Below are 15,361 nucleotides of genomic sequence, written 5' to 3' on the forward strand. Positions count from 1 at the left end.
TTACTTAAGACCTTTGCAATTGGCATAGTAGCTCACTGTAGCGGGCCAATCTGAAAAAATGCCTTGGACACCGACATCTTGCGCTAGTACGTCAATATAATTCATCATATCACCGTCATTGTTGATAGCATCACCAAGACCGCTATAGTACCAATCGCCACCATCCGTTAATGGCCCTGAACGCTCTATCGACCAAGTAATGATTTTTAGACCATTGGCTTTGGCTTGTTTTGCGTATTCTGATGGTTGCATATTTCCCTTACCATCAGTAGTGACTAGCAACCAAAGTGCTGGAGCGATGGTGTTTATGCCACGTGCTTTGATATCAGCCAATGAGTGCTTCCATGTGCTTGCGTCATCTTTATCAAATGTTTTATCCTTAGCGGTCTCATTGCTGTCATCAATCAGATAAACGGCATTAGCCCCATAAGCTGGCTCGTTTTTGATCCAGTAATCAAGATCTTCTATATTGAATGACTGGGCAAATACATCGCTTGCAGGTACATCCGCTGCCTTATAAGTATCTATCAGCTGTTGGCGGTAATCGTTCAAACGATAGCCGTTAAACGGCATGGTCACTGCAGGTGCTTTTAGCTCAGGCGTGTGCTTCATACCCAGCTTGCGAGCCAACGCGATATGCTCTTTTAACGTCATTACCTGACCATTTTGTGAATACAAATCCGTTCGCCAAGGCGCGGTTGCATTCATATATTCACTAATACTGGTTGCTTTTTTATTGGCAGCATCCATCTTACCCGTCAAGGTTTTAAACTCAGTAACGCTAATGTCTGAGGTTCGGCATTCGATACTTTCGGCATTAGTAAGTTTGCCTTTAGCATCTAAGATGGGCGGTACGGTACATTGCTTGGCCAGCGGCGTGGCTAATATATTAGTAGTGGTGTGCAAATCGTTCTGGGCATGACGACAGACAAGCTCACCGTCATTGGTAAAAGCGACATCACATTCCAAGATGCCAGCACCCATTTGTGCTGACGCCACGTAGCTATCATAAGTATGTTCAGGGAGCTGTAATGGCGCACCTCGATGTGCAATAGAGAAGTCTGTCTTACTTGGCAGTTGCCCCCTGCATGCCTGTAGCTCTTCTTTTAGTGGTCCTTCGTCCATATCGTTTATCAGATAAAACGGACGCACTCCATAGGTATATGCGACAGGTGAGGACAATTGTGGCTGTGATTGCGGTTGCGCTGTCGATAAAGGGGCTTTTGATGTGAGCATTGAGCGGCTATCGGTAGTGCAGCCTACTATCAATAATGAGCTGATCAGCGTTAAAGGTAAGGCGAGATTCATCTTATTAACTTTAGCCAGCGTGTACTTACTCAGCTCAAGCGCTGATTTATTAGAAATTGTCATGTAAAATGTTCCTGCAAAATTATAAAAAAATCCCATCGGACGTATGGATAGGAATTGAAAAATTAACGTTTGACTATTGATTGCTGTTTGCTAAAAACCACTAAAGGTCGTGACATTGTTGTAAGAGCCTAGCCTTGTAGGAAATTGGCCTTGTAAAACTTTAGCATTAATGCGGATACAATTGTAGGCACATGTACTAAAGAATAGACAGCTGACAGTATTTAAGCTTGATAGTTTTAAGCTTGATAGTACTGAGCTTATCGGTCGTAAAGTCATACGTGTCTTCTTATACTGTTCACATTTTCGCTACTGTCCGTTTGGTACCTCACTATTGACCATACTCTCAAACTAACAGATGATATTGACCATATAATGACACACACATTATCTTGGCAAAAAATATAGAAATGCTTAAGGCATATCTCACTACATTATTAAGGATAACTATGAGTAACTATTTAGACGCAGTCGTCGTTGAGCACAATCCCTCTCAAAAAAAGATAGATCGCGCAGTGATTTGGTTGCACGGTTTAGGTGCTAGCGGTCATGATTTTGAGCCAGTTGTACCGCAGCTTGGGTTGGCTGATGATATGGCAGTACGTTTTATCTTCCCACATGCACCTAAACGCCCAGTCACGGTAAATGGCGGCATGGTGATGCCAGCATGGTACGACATCATAGAGATGAGTCTAGAGCGTAAAGTAGATGTGGCTCAAATTGAAGAGTCTGCTCAGCAGATACAAGATTTGATTAGTCGTGAGATAGAGCGCGGCGTGTTACCAGAGCATATCGTTATCGCAGGGTTTTCGCAGGGCGGGGCAGTTGCGTATCATGTGGCACTTGGTTATCCAAAACGTTTGGCTGGCTTGATGACGCTCTCTACCTACTTAGCAACCAATGACAATATTGAGTATAGTGCTGCCAATAAAGACATGCCGATTTTGATTGAACATGGTTCTCATGATCCAGTCGTACCTGTCATCCTAGGTGAGCAAGCCCAGCAGTTATTGTCGGCAAAGGACTATAATGTGTCTTATAATACGTATCCGATGGCACATCAAGTCTGTATGCCGCAGATTCACAATATTGGCAAATGGTTAAACACTGTTTTGGCGTAAATTATTAAGCTGTAACGTAATGTAATGCAGGCTAATTATAGGTTGAAACCTAACCGATATCTCCTATATAATAGCCAGTCTTATTGGGGATGTTCTGGCTTCGACGCTGGTGATGAAACTCAATGATGCATGTCGAGAGTGTATGTCCTCTCGTTAATCAAACATATATTGTTATAGTCGCAAACGACGAAACTTACGCTCTAGCAGCTTAAATCCTGCTTACTTAGTTGCTGATCACCTACAGTTGGTTAACTAAGTTGAAGCGTCCGCATGTAGGCTCGCCACAAGTGATTGTCTCAATTGCTTGGGTTCAAAAGTAGAGAATCGTCCAATCCATCCTGACTGTCGGATCGGTGCGGATTAAAACTAAAGACAGAAACTAAACATGTAGATTCATGAGCGTAATGCTGGCGGACGCGGGTTCAACTCCCGCCATCTCCACCAAACACTGATAAAGGGCTGACCGTCATAGACTGTTAGCCCTTTATTTTGGGCGTTTTTTGGGTTTTCACTACCTCGTAGGGGTATGGCGAACCATATAGAATGTTGGTATTATTGTTGGTATTAGAGTTTATACACACTCTCAATACCAACAAAGGATAGCCCAATGCCCTTAACTCATACCGTCATCAATAAGCTACAGCCTAGTAGCACCTCGATTGATACAAAGCGACCTGACAAGCATAGTGACGGTAACGGGCTGCAATTATGGGTGCGTTATACGGGCGTTAAGTCATGGATCAGCGCATACCGTTGGCAAGGTAAACAGCAAACCCTCACTATTGGCACTTATCCAGTTATGAGCTTGCAGAACGCAAGACAGCGCAATATTGAGATCAAACGCTTAATAGCTGATGGTGTGAACCCTAAAGATCATAAAAAAGAGCAGCAAGCCAGCCAAGACGGTTTAAATATTTTCGATAACATAGCCCAGTCATGGTATGCAGAACGTAAAACCTACCTAGCAGAAAGCACCTTTACCCGTAACTATTCCGCCTACATGCGCGATGTTAAGCCCTCCATCGGTCAAAAGAACATCAACGATATAACCGCGCCTGATATATTAGCCATTGGCAAAGCAGTAGAAAGCCGCGGAGCTAATGAAATGGCAAGGCGTACCATTAGAGAAGTAGGGCAGATATTTAAACACGCCATACGCAATGGACTAGCTACACATAACCCAGCCACTGACCTAGCCGAAGCAATCAAACCACACAAAACAACCAACCATCACCGCATTACTAGCCAGCAACTGCCAAAGCTACTAACAGACATCAATGCTTATCAAGGTGATGTACTGGTGAAGCTAGGCTTATGGTTTTTATGCTATACGTTTGTGCGTACCAATGAATTACGCTTCATGGAATGGTCAGAGATTGACTACAAACACGGTTTGTGGCGAATACCAGCCGATAAGATGAAAGCCAAGCGTTTGCACATTGTGCCACTAGCACCACAAGCAATGGCGATATTGGAGCAGATCAAAGAGCTAGGTTTTTCGGATCAGTACGTTTTCTTTAATACCTCAACTCGTAAGCCGTACAGCCAAAGCGCATTTATTAATGCCCTATGGAATATGGGCTATAAAGGCAAAATGACAGGGCACGGTTTTAGAGGGCTTGCCAGTACCACACTACATGAAAAAGAGTTTATGCACGAAGCGATAGAGCTACAGCTGGCACATGACAGAGAGAACAAGATAAGCGCAGCATACAATGGAGCGCAGCACCTACCATACAGAATAGACATGATGAACCAGTGGGCAAACTTCATTGATGATGCTTACGCTGGCAAGCTGGACAACGTGATCCGTGCAGACTTCAAACAACAAACACAAAAGCATGGCTAATATCATGCTGTAACGACCATGCAAGGCTAGGATTAATTACCCGAACGACAGCTATTTACACACCCTTATGCTGTCACTGCCTTGCACCTATTTTAATTAAAGGGTGTAGGGGTGTTAATTGTGGAATTTATCGCGAAATATAAAACGAGAAAAAACGATATAGAAAGCGATTATATTAATGCTTGCTTACTCATAAAGTCATATGCTGATGCTAGTGATCTCAATATCGCAGAAATGGCAAATGCAATGAAGTTTATTAAGCTTCATATGAATGTAGATACATATAATTTCAATGATTATTTTGAGTATGCTATCAATGATAAGTCTATCTTAGAAAATTTATTAAATGATATTTCTAGCTATGGGCAGCTATATAAAGGGAGTATTAAAGAAGATACCTATAGGAAATATAAGAACGTTAAAATTAAAATTAGCGACTTAATTAGTTTCAAAGATATTAGCTATCCTCCTATTCCTATTGGTGAAAACCATAAGGATAACGAGAACAAAACGCTTAATGAAATTAAAGCTGATGAAATGCAAGACCTAATAAATACTTTTGAAGAGTTACACGGTGTCAAGTCAATGTACAATCGCCCATACTTTTCACCTTTCGAAGCTTGTTGCCTGATAGCAGGTGAATTACCACGACATATGAGTGAAAAAATAGGAGCTTTTGATGTGTGCAAGGAATGGGACTATTTAGCTGCTAAAGACTACGTAAAAAAGGCTTTTGATGATGGACGGCTTTTTTTAACTGATGAATGCTTAGGTATTCCATCAATTAAACTAAAAATAATATTGTTTGAAGATAAAAAGATTATTGAGGGCTTTAATGACGATATTTTGCTTGAAATATACAATGAATATATTAGCCCAGTAATACATATTGATAATCATGAAGGCTTGTTTAGTAAAGATAATGAAAAAATAGTAATTAAAGTTCCAGATGAATATAAAGATAACCTATCAAATTCATATCCTATGGTTTTAGAGCGTAAATTAAAAGAGTTGCAAGATAAAACAAGTCAAAACGATAAGACTACGACAACAGATAAAGCTTATTCACTTATTGCTGTTCTCAAAAACCTACTATTAAACCCTGATATTACTGAAAGTTATTTTGCAAATAGTGATAATGATAACGCTAAAAAAGCACCTATACAGGGGGAGTTATCGAGAACTATTAAAGAAATGAAGATTGCAGGTTTAAGCAAACGTAACGTAGATGATTTATTCTCAATAGCCAATGATGTATTAGCTGAAGTAATAAAACGTACTGAAATTTAATATTGCAGCTGCAATTTTGCGATTGCAAATGCAATGCCATAAATAACCCCACCCCCTAACATAGCCCATGTAAGCCGTAGAGCAACTTTACGGCTCAATACATTACATGGAGCTATGAACATGACACACCCAACCCAAAACACCCCAGTAATTCCTTTTACTGATAACACCTCTCACGATACCGAACCAACCACCGCAAACAGTCCAGCTATGCAACTGCCTACTACTGGCATGGGCAGAGCAAAGGATATTTTGCCGTTCCTACCTTTTAGCAAAACCACCTTGTTTGAATGGTCAAAAGATGGACGTTTCCCAGCTGGCAGAAAACTATCACCAACCATGACAGCATGGAGCTATGCAGACGTTCACGAATGGCTTAATTCTCACACCTCAACCACTAGCGAGGTGTAGATCATGAACACACGGCAAACAAAGCAGAAGTACAAGCAAATCATTCTTAATCACCTGTTAGCAGGTAAGACTCTATCCACTTATGAAGCGTACGACCTCTACAACATAACGTGCTTTTTACAGCGTGTCAGTGAGCTAAGAGATCAAGGCGTAACCATTCAAGATGAATGGGTAAAGAACAACGGCAAACGCTTTAAACGCTACTGGATAGACCAGCCGATCAATAACGATGATGACGCTAGTGGGGTGCAATCATGAGCCAATCAAACGACATATTAGAACCGCGTCTAGTAGCAGTAGATAGCCATACGCTTAGCGTAGTAGATGACTATATTCAAAGCTATTCAAACGAATGTGAGAGCTTAGGTTATGCACTCAATGCACTAAACAAGGCATTAGCAGACGACCCCACCAGCAAAGGCGTTTTAACAGCCGTACAGTCCGCTTTATTTAGAATAAGCCAACACGCTGAGGAAATAAGCGAGGACATCATGGAGCAGCTTATCTTACTACCTGAAATCAAGGTGAATGACTATGAGTGATGACACTTTTATAAATGAAGTCATGGACAGGCTAAAAGACAAGGGTGTGCTGATGATACCTGATGACTTTATCGACCAGTTAATCATTACTTTACACGCCAATGTGACTGCCATTAACAGCCTGATAGAGATAGTAGAAGTAGAAAATCAGATGCTAGCTTTACGCTGTGCAATACCAACAGGCAGCCGACAAGTGGAGTCACTAAAAGAGCTATCCAAACGCATAGCAGAAATCGCCTTTAACGTGGAGGACGTAAGAAATGACCAACGATAACAGAAATGACCTAAAAGCCGACCACGGGCAGCACAGCGACAACCAGCCCCACAAACGTAGCTTACTACTTAGATTTACTATCTTTATGGCATGGGTGGCAGGTATTGGCTTGCTACTGTCACTAATCGCGTGCCAGCCAGTACAACCAAAACCGATTGCAACCAATACCAACAATGGTTACTATATAGACCTCTCAAAACTTAACAGCGACTTGCCAAGTCGTAAACCTTTGGCTTTTTTTGTGCCTGATAATAGCGCAGCCTCTCAAGCTGTCCCTATCTACTCAAGCATAGCCCCACATGCTTATTTAAGCGTATCAAGGGGGCAAACCATCATATCTATAGCAAATCACTTGCTAACCGACTATGACGGGTTGACGCTGCAAAATAAAATAGCCGAAAGGCGAATATGCGGGGCGGTCACTGTTAAGACCGAGAGTAAGACCCGTCACCCTATACTTTTACCGTATAGCGTGGCACATACTCAAAAATTAACAGGAGGCTATCATGCCTAATTCAATCCGTACGACCTCAAACACTCAAACCACTACTAATCGCACACCAGCCACATTCAAAGCAGGTGATAGCGTTCTGTGGGCAGCTGTAAGCAATCAAAGCTACAAGCTGCAATCGAGCAAAGACAAGCACAGCAAACGCCTTGTTATCCGTCATGCAAATATAGAATATACCTTTGATACTGATGGGCGTAGCAGTCCTGAAGATGCCTTGCCGTCACTATTCCACGACACGCCAGCCAACCGCCAAGCGATAGCCACGCTATACAGTGGCAAGAAAACCAGCCAACGCACAGTAATAGACATGACCGAAGCAAACGACAATGAAGTTATTGTTATGTCATCTTTTGAGTTATCAGATATTGCTTGTGATCTTGAAAGCGCAGCCGTTGTTATAAGTGACATTGGCAAGCTGTTAGCACTTATTCACTATGAAAAAATAGAACCTCATGTCGCTATATCAATGGCACGCTTAACACATGACACCACTGAAACGTGGCACGAACTACTGCAAAGCCAGTTAGGTTCAATCAAAGAAACCCTAGCAATGACTCGTTACGGCAAGGAGGGCAGCCAATGAAAACCTACCCTCCAAAACAGAGCCGTAAGCACGCCAAGCGCAAAAGCTACTACAAGAAGTACAGAGCCACGCGCCAGCCTAAACAGTCACAAGCAAGGGGGAACAGATGACCACCACACCAACAGACACCCATGAAAAAGCCCATGCATTTAGCACAGGCTTTACGGAATTGCTGAATAGTTTTGATGCAGCCACACGGCAAGGGCTAGCAGATGATTATCTATTGATTAAACTATTGCAGCTGTTACCGCCTAACAGTCTAATAAATATTACAGATGATCTTACTACAGATGACGCGCAAATAGTAGCAACCGCTGGCACGATAGCACTAGCATTGACCGACAAACAAGGCGATACAGTAGGCGCGGTATTCTACACACCAAACAGCAAAGCAAAGCCTATTGTCATTGATCCTACAGGGTATGGCGCTATCGTCATTGGTGAGCCAAACAAAGCCCATGAGGTAATAGCACTTGATAACCTAGATGATGGTATCGAGGTTTACAGCTATCTAATGAGCAGTGATAAGACAATCATTGTTAGCCCTTACAAAACAAAGCAATGCCTTAAAAAGGTTGTGCAGCACTGGAGCAGCGGATCACAAGTAATTGTACCTATGACGCTTGATGACAAGGGCTTGATAAACCTATTGGCAGGTGTAAAGGCGCAAGCATTGGTTACTGTGGCTCATATCGTCACTATGATGCAGCATGACAGCTATGAAGCGATACTGGCAGACAGTGACACCCAGCTAATCAATTTACAAGATACTGCCTACTATCCTGAATGGCGCGATGATCCCCAGCTGAATGAACCGATGATCTATAGTGATGGGCGTTTTGAGCTCTACCATGACGGGCTGTTTTTCGTGAAGTATAACGATGATGAGCCAGCAAACATTACTTTCAAGTTTAAGGCGTTTGTTTGTTCACCGCTTGAGGTTATCGCTAAGACACGGGACACAGGCAGCGGTACATGGGGGCGGTTATTACAATGGCATGATGATGATGGTGTGTTGCATACGTGGTCAATGCCGTTAGCACTACTACAAGGTGATGCAAGGGAATACCGCCGTGAGCTTGCCAGTCAAGGCTTGAACATTACCACCAACCCCAAACAGCGCAGCTACTTAGACACCTATATTCAAAACTACCCTATTCACAAACGGGCGTTATGCGTGGATAAGTTGGGCTGGCACGATAAGCAATATATATTACCTGACAGGGCAATAGGCAGCGATGGTAAGCAGCTTATCGTCTATCAGTCTGCAAACAGCATTAACAGCACCTTAACCCAGCAAGGAGAGCTAGCCCAGTGGCGTGATGAGTTATGCAAACCACTTGCCGAACAAAGCCGTTTTGTTTTCTCTATTGCTTGCGCGTTTGCAGGTCAATTACTGGAGCTATTAGAGTATGACGGGGGCGGTTTTCACCTCTTAGGCTCATCGAGCATGGGCAAGTCATTATCGCTTAAATTGGCTGCTAGTGTATGGGGCAATCCTGACAGGTACGTTAAGACATGGCGCAGCACTGACAACGCACTGGAGGGCACAGCAAGCGAGCACAACGACAGTTTTTTACCACTTGATGAGATCAGCGAATGTGATCCCAAAATAGTAGGTAAAACCGTTTACATGCTGGCTAATGGTCAAGGTAAAGGGCGTAGCACCACCACGGGACACAATCGTATAGCCAAAACATGGCGCATTATCTTTTTGTCTAATGGTGAGGAGTCGCTACAAAACTTCATGGCGCAAGCAGGACAGAAAACCAATGCAGGTATTGAGGTTCGAGTCGCACATATAGACGCTGACGCTGGCAAAGGCTTAAAGACCTTTGATAGTTTGGTACTGGCAAAAACAAGCGAAGCACAAGCCGATAAGATCAAAGAGCTGTCACACGCTTACTATGGATCAGCTGGCATAGCATGGCTAGAACATATCACCAGTGACAAGGCAGCGACCACAGCCACCGCTGGGCAGCTTGTAAGTAACTTCATGAGTCAGTACAGCGACCTGACAGCACAAGCGCATAGAGTGGCTAAACGGTTCGCTATCGTGAGCGCAGCTGGTGAGATAGCAACACAGGCAGGTATAACGGGCTGGCAAGCAGGACAAGCAACGACAGCCGTTATGACATGCTTAGATAATTGGCTTGATAACTATGGGCGTGATGGTGAGCATGAGCAGCGCCAAATCATAGATCATATCAAAGCGTTTATTGAACAGCACGGATCAAGTCGTTTTCAGCCTTGCCACATTCACACATACCAAGACTTTGAACCCAAGATAACCAACCGCGCTGGCTATCACAATTACGACACAGGGGAATACTATTTCTCTACCAGTACCTTTGATGAAGTCTGTTCACCATTTAACAAAAGCAAAGTCTTACAAGTGTTAGATGAAGCTGGATTGTTGAATGTGACTGAGAATGACCGTAAGACTTGCAAAGTGCCTTTACCATTCATAAAGAACCGCCAGCGTGTTTATGCGGTCAAAAGTGAGATATTAAGTTGTGAAACTACAAAAACCACTGGGACAGCTGGGACAACTGGGACAACCCATACACCACAAGGGCTAGAACCTGTCCCAAGTATTAAAACACCACTGGGACAGCTGGGACAAAATAGCTCAATTTGTTAATCTGTCCCAAGTGTCCCAAAGGCTAAAAAAGGGCTGGGACAGCTGAAAGCCAGTAAGTACGGGCGCTGTCCCGTTGTCCCAAGTGTCCCAAGCAAAAAAGCAGATGCAGACAAAAATAAACTAAGGTGGGCGTTTATCGTCTGCCTTTTTTTATGCCTAATACTTATTGTGAGATCAGTTTGATGACTGGCAGCATGTTAAGCTATGTTAAGGTTTATTCAAGTTTTCGGACACGCTAGGCGATCACTGCCAAGCCCTTTTTATAGTGTAAAGAAACCCTAAGGTTTCCCCTAGGTTTTTGGACATCGTAGAACCCAATAAAACCCAACAAAACCCAACATTCAAAATAAAAACACGAAGTAGTGAACCTGTCAAAACCGTACATTCAAAATCAATTTGCACCGCCTTGCCTGTTAACATTTGTTAACGTTGGTAGCACTCACTACTACAGGAAACTACAGGCTAGAACCTGTCAAAACTTGTTATTCAAAACCAAATCACACACCACGCAATGCTGGCTTGATCCTTACCGTAATCTTACCGTTACCTAGTTTTCGGAGTCCATAAAAGGGGCAATTTACGGACATCATAAGCAGGGTTAAAAATGAGTTTATGGAACAGTACGCACGCGCGCGAAGCAAGCACCAATGACGGGGTTTTTGCGCAATATAAAAAGGAGTTTTCGGAGTCCATAAAAAGGGTAGTTTCTTAACAAGTACGAGGTAGATTGTTGGACACGTTAGAGTTATGGGCACAGTACGCGCACGGGTGCAGTTTATGCCAATGCTGGCTAGTTTTCGGACATCTTAGAGGGCAGCCAAGATAATACTTGGAGTCCATAAAAGGGATAGTTTTTCGGACTACTATAAAAAGACTGGGGACTTTTGCGAGTCCATAAAAAGGGGACTTTCTGTACAGGTATCGAGGGGGGCTATAAATCGAGATTAAACAGGCAAACCATAGGACACCGCCACCATTCACACGCACAAAATAAAAACCGTTTCAAAAAGAGGTTAAAGGTAGTTTTGCGACAAGTATCGTAAGAGTAGGGCTTACAGCGATCAGTAGTAGGTTAAAGCCAAGTTAAAAAGTTAAAGCACACTGTTTGTCAGTCATGCTAAGGTATAGTGTATTGAATGGACACCAGTGGACGAATAGATGCACAAGTTAATCCCTATAATCTTATTATCACTGACAGCTTGCCAGCCTAGTAAAAATACGATTGATAATGTTGATGATGCTATAACTGTTCATGATCTATATTGGTCAGGTTATGGCAATGTTGAGTCATACCCGTTTACTACTGAGTATGGTCATATTGCTTGCAGTTTAAACGAAGTAACATATTATCCTGATGATACGATTAATGATGAGTCGAAAGTAGGCTTACCATTAAACAAGCTAGCTCAACAGAGACAAGATGAAAGCGGTATGACAGCAACCGTACCAAACGCCATAAAGCCTAATGCTGATTTGTCCGAAGCTATTAGAATGGGGCTAGATAGGTGCAAGCAGGTACAACAGCAATTAGATAAACTTAGATCAGAAAGCGGTATGTAAAAAGCCAATGAGCTAAACTTTTAATTTCGCTTACGAAGAAATATGCATATGGCAGCGGTCACCGCTTGTGAAGTCCTGAACAATTACACCACCCTAGTATGTTGAAGCAGTAAATAATTACAAAATAATCTTTAGTTGATAGGGTAGGCATTGAATAACAGCAAAATAAAAAACGATTGTTGGTATTATGGTTGGTATCGTCTATTTTAAAATTATTAATAATATTTATTATCAAGTACTTATAACTATAGTTTAGTTTCCGCCATCTCCACCAAACATTAAAAATCCGATCACTTAGGTGGTCGGATTTTTTTGTCCAAATTTTATGGTTAATTAAAAAAATGATACTGACAAACTTTTGATGAGAAAGTAAAAACTATTTATATAGAGTAATCATTAAGTTTTTGAAGTTAAGTCACAATTTTTTGTTGTCTATAGAGAACATAATATTAGCTTGTCTTAAAGAATAATTCTAATTATTCTTAGTTGAGGCCTATTCTTCGCATCAGGCGATGCAGTAGCAAGAATAAGCGGACTTTCAAATAACTACAGGGAATGTATTATGTTAGGGAAAATGATGTACCAGCCATTGCTGATCAGTGGTCTAATCGAACACGCTGCCCGTTATCATGGCGATACGGCGGTTTTGTCCAAAGAAGTCGATGGACAGATGACTCATACCAATTGGCGTACTGTCTCAGATAACTCAAAACGATTGGCCAATGCATTGGCTACACTGGGTCTTAAATCATCAGAACGCATAGCAACTTTGGCTTGGAATAATCGACGTCATTTAGAAGCTTGGTATGCCATTTCAGGCAGTGGCATGGTTTGCCATACTATCAATCCACGTTTGTTCCCTGAGCAGCTTAGCTACATTATCAATGACGCTGATGATCGTGTACTATTTTTTGATACTACTTTCCTACCGCTAATTATGGCAATCAAAGAGCATATCAAAGGTGTTGAACACTTCATTTGTCTAAGTGATCGAGATGATAGTATCGTCGAAAAACTGCCTAATGTACTGTTCTTTGATGAGCTATTAGCAGAAAACTCGACTGACTTTGACTGGCCTCAATTTGATGAAGCAACAGCCAGCTCTTTATGCTACACCTCAGGAACTACCGGTAACCCTAAAGGAATTTTATATACGCATCGATCTTCTGTGCTACATGCGATGGCGTTATGCATGCCTGATGTCTCCGCGCTTTCTGCACAAGATGTTTTACTGCCAGTAGTACCGATGTTCCATGTCAATGCGTGGGGCACACCTTATGCAGCTGCCTTGACTGGTTGCTCTCTCATACTTCCTGGTCCGAATCTTGATGGTGATAGCCTAGTATCTCTCATCGATGATTGTCATGTCACGGTTGCTCTAGGGGTTCCAACGATTTGGCAAAGTCTATTGACCGCTGCCAAAGCCAGAGGTAGTAAGCTTGATAGCATGACGCGTACTATTGTCGGAGGAGCCGCATGCCCACCATCAGTAATCAAAACGTTCAGAGAAGACTTTAACTGCGATGCGGTGCATGGTTGGGGCATGACAGAAACCAGCCCACTTGGAACGATGAATCAAATAAAAGCCAAGCATAAATCGCTGAGTAAAGATGAGATTAATGAGTTGCGTAACTCTCAAGGTCGTCCACCCTACGGCGTTCAGCTACGTCTCATAGATACTGACGAGCCGCTACAGCGAGTCGAAGAAGATGGTATGTCTCAAGGTCGTTTACAGATCAAAGGGCATTGGATCATCAACGATTATTACACCGAGAACCCTGATGCGATAACTGGAGATGGTTGGTTCGACACAGGCGATATTGCAACCATTGATGCCGATGGCTATATGAATATTCGGGATCGCTCAAAAGATTTGATTAAATCTGGTGGGGAGTGGATATCGTCAGTAGAGCTGGAAAACATCGCAGTCGCCCATCCACAGATAAGAATGGCGGCCGCTATTGCTGCAAAGCATAAAAAATGGAGCGAGCGTCCAGTATTGATTGTAGTGAAAGAACCAGATTCAGAAATCGATGAGTCGCAAGTGCTAAGCTTTTACGAAGGTAAAATCGCCAGCTGGCAAATACCCGATAAAGTCATCTTTGTAGATAACATCGTGCTAAATGGCGCTGGCAAAATGGTCAAAAAAGACCTGCGTGATGATTATGGCAACGTGTTATTAGATAGCTGATTTGGCTATTAAGAGCATAAATTGACAATGCTACTTGCAAAACCAAGTGTGTAATCTAGATAGGTTTCTTTAAGAATAGTGGTATAGGTGAGTAGGGCGTTTGAGATGCTCGTCATCTATATCACTTATCATGATTATTATTTCAAACGAGCACTGAGAGATTAATGTACATCAGATGCACAGATTGAGATAGATAAAGCAGGACAGTATATAGAATGCCAGATACAACAAAGCCCCTGATATCAGAGGCTTTGTTGTTCTATAAGATAGTATAGGACTATGTAATGGTACCCGGAGCCGGAACGGTTAATTGTTGTTAAGTGTTTGATGTATATAGATAAATATTTAAATATATATTTTAGTACACTTGTGAGTATACTTTAGATTTGTTTTTCAGTTTTATAATTTAATAGTAACTAAATATTATCGCTTGACTAGTTTTTAGTATAACAGAAGCTATAAACGTAATCTGGAAAGGCAGAAGCCGTTGCTAGACTTACAACAAGTGTGAGGTTAACCTGAAGCATCGTCCTTATCTACGAGACCATCCCAGATTCTGTGTAACTGCCCTTTAGATTAAATGCTTGCTGATACGGTCATCAAACATAATCATAAAACGATTCAGAGCAGACGTCCAGTTACGGATTGGCATCGACCACTTTTTAGAGGCCTGCTGGGTTGCCAGATATACTACCTTGAATGCTGCCTGATCAGAGGGAAACACCTTACGCTTATTCACCGCCGTTCGAATCACGCTGTTTAGCGACTCTATCGCATTGGTGGTATAAATCGCTTTTCTGATGTCTTTAGGATAACCAAAGAACACCGTTAAGCCCTCCCAGTTATTGCGCCAAGACTTGATGACATGCGGGTACTCTGTGCCCCAAGTCTCATCAAAGTGCTCAAGGTTGGCCTCTGCCATCTCAAGCGTATCAGCACCGTAGATGGCCTTTAAATCAGCTGCTACGGCCTTCTTGTCCGTCCAAGGTACAAACTTCATCGAATAGCGCACCATAT

General features: G+C 42.4%; 14 protein-coding genes and 1 other RNA gene. 13 read left to right on the top strand and 2 right to left on the bottom strand.

Translation table 11 applies throughout. The features are described from left to right. A complete protein-coding gene (locus tag JMX63_RS08130; RefSeq protein ID WP_201571955.1) occupies positions 1-1,371 on the bottom strand; it encodes a glycerophosphodiester phosphodiesterase family protein in 1,371 nt (456 codons plus the stop codon). 446 nt (positions 1,372-1,817) lie between these two features. On the opposite strand from JMX63_RS08130, the gene JMX63_RS08135 reads away from it, so the two are divergent. The 13 genes from JMX63_RS08135 (at position 1,818) to JMX63_RS08195 (ending at position 14,344) form a co-directional block, all read left to right on the top strand. After that, positions 1,818-2,489: an alpha/beta hydrolase gene (locus tag JMX63_RS08135; protein WP_201571956.1), complete on the top strand. Its 672-nt coding sequence runs from the start codon at positions 1,818-1,820 to the stop codon at positions 2,487-2,489. An 85-nt stretch (positions 2,490-2,574) separates the two neighbouring features. After that, positions 2,575-2,933: a transfer-messenger RNA gene (ssrA, locus tag JMX63_RS08140) on the top strand. Between the two features lie 163 nt (positions 2,934-3,096). After that, the gene (locus tag JMX63_RS08145) at positions 3,097-4,338 is read left to right on the top strand and encodes a tyrosine-type recombinase/integrase (protein ID WP_201571957.1); all 1,242 of its coding nucleotides are present in this window, start codon (positions 3,097-3,099) and stop codon (positions 4,336-4,338) included. Between the two features lie 120 nt (positions 4,339-4,458). Then, entirely contained in the window at positions 4,459-5,628 is a 1,170-nt protein-coding gene (locus tag JMX63_RS08150; protein WP_201571958.1) for a hypothetical protein, read from the top strand. A 120-nt stretch (positions 5,629-5,748) separates the two neighbouring features. After that, complete coding sequence (locus tag JMX63_RS08155; protein ID WP_227673292.1) at positions 5,749-6,039, top strand: helix-turn-helix transcriptional regulator; 291 nt, start codon at positions 5,749-5,751, stop codon at positions 6,037-6,039. A gap of 3 nt (positions 6,040-6,042) precedes the next feature. Beyond that, positions 6,043-6,297, top strand: coding sequence for a helix-turn-helix domain-containing protein (locus JMX63_RS08160; RefSeq protein WP_201571959.1), 255 nt, complete (start codon positions 6,043-6,045; stop codon positions 6,295-6,297). Further along, positions 6,294-6,581 carry a hypothetical protein gene (locus JMX63_RS08165; protein WP_201571960.1) on the top strand — a complete coding sequence of 96 codons (288 nt, stop codon included), beginning with the start codon at positions 6,294-6,296 and terminating at the stop codon, positions 6,579-6,581. Before JMX63_RS08160 ends, JMX63_RS08165 begins: the two co-directional genes overlap by 4 nt. Further along, complete coding sequence (locus JMX63_RS08170) at positions 6,574-6,855, top strand: hypothetical protein (protein WP_201571961.1); 282 nt, start codon at positions 6,574-6,576, stop codon at positions 6,853-6,855. The genes JMX63_RS08165 and JMX63_RS08170 overlap by 8 nt, the downstream gene beginning before the upstream one ends. Then, positions 6,842-7,369: a hypothetical protein gene (locus JMX63_RS08175; protein ID WP_201571962.1), complete on the top strand. Its 528-nt coding sequence runs from the start codon at positions 6,842-6,844 to the stop codon at positions 7,367-7,369. The genes JMX63_RS08170 and JMX63_RS08175 overlap by 14 nt, the downstream gene beginning before the upstream one ends. Continuing rightward, positions 7,362-7,949 (top strand): hypothetical protein, encoded by a 588-nt coding sequence (locus JMX63_RS08180; protein ID WP_201571964.1) that lies wholly within the window; start codon positions 7,362-7,364, stop codon positions 7,947-7,949. Before JMX63_RS08175 ends, JMX63_RS08180 begins: the two co-directional genes overlap by 8 nt. A 106-nt stretch (positions 7,950-8,055) precedes the next feature. Continuing rightward, the gene (locus tag JMX63_RS08185) at positions 8,056-10,593 is read left to right on the top strand and encodes a DUF927 domain-containing protein (RefSeq protein ID WP_201571965.1); all 2,538 of its coding nucleotides are present in this window, start codon (positions 8,056-8,058) and stop codon (positions 10,591-10,593) included. Positions 10,594-11,751: 1,158 nt separating this feature from the next. Then, positions 11,752-12,153, top strand: coding sequence for a hypothetical protein (locus tag JMX63_RS08190; RefSeq protein WP_201571967.1), 402 nt, complete (start codon positions 11,752-11,754; stop codon positions 12,151-12,153). Positions 12,154-12,715: 562 nt separating this feature from the next. Beyond that, positions 12,716-14,344, top strand: a complete 1,629-nt coding sequence (locus JMX63_RS08195) for a long-chain-fatty-acid--CoA ligase (protein ID WP_201571969.1) — start codon at positions 12,716-12,718, stop codon at positions 14,342-14,344. A gap of 571 nt (positions 14,345-14,915) precedes the next feature. Here JMX63_RS08195 and JMX63_RS08200 read toward each other — a convergent pair. Continuing rightward, positions 14,916-15,361 (bottom strand): transposase (locus tag JMX63_RS08200; protein ID WP_201571971.1); only part of this gene is annotated, 446 nt, incomplete at its 5' end.

This window comes from Psychrobacter nivimaris (genome assembly GCF_904846365.1).
Taxonomy (GTDB): domain Bacteria; phylum Pseudomonadota; class Gammaproteobacteria; order Pseudomonadales; family Moraxellaceae; genus Psychrobacter; species Psychrobacter nivimaris_B.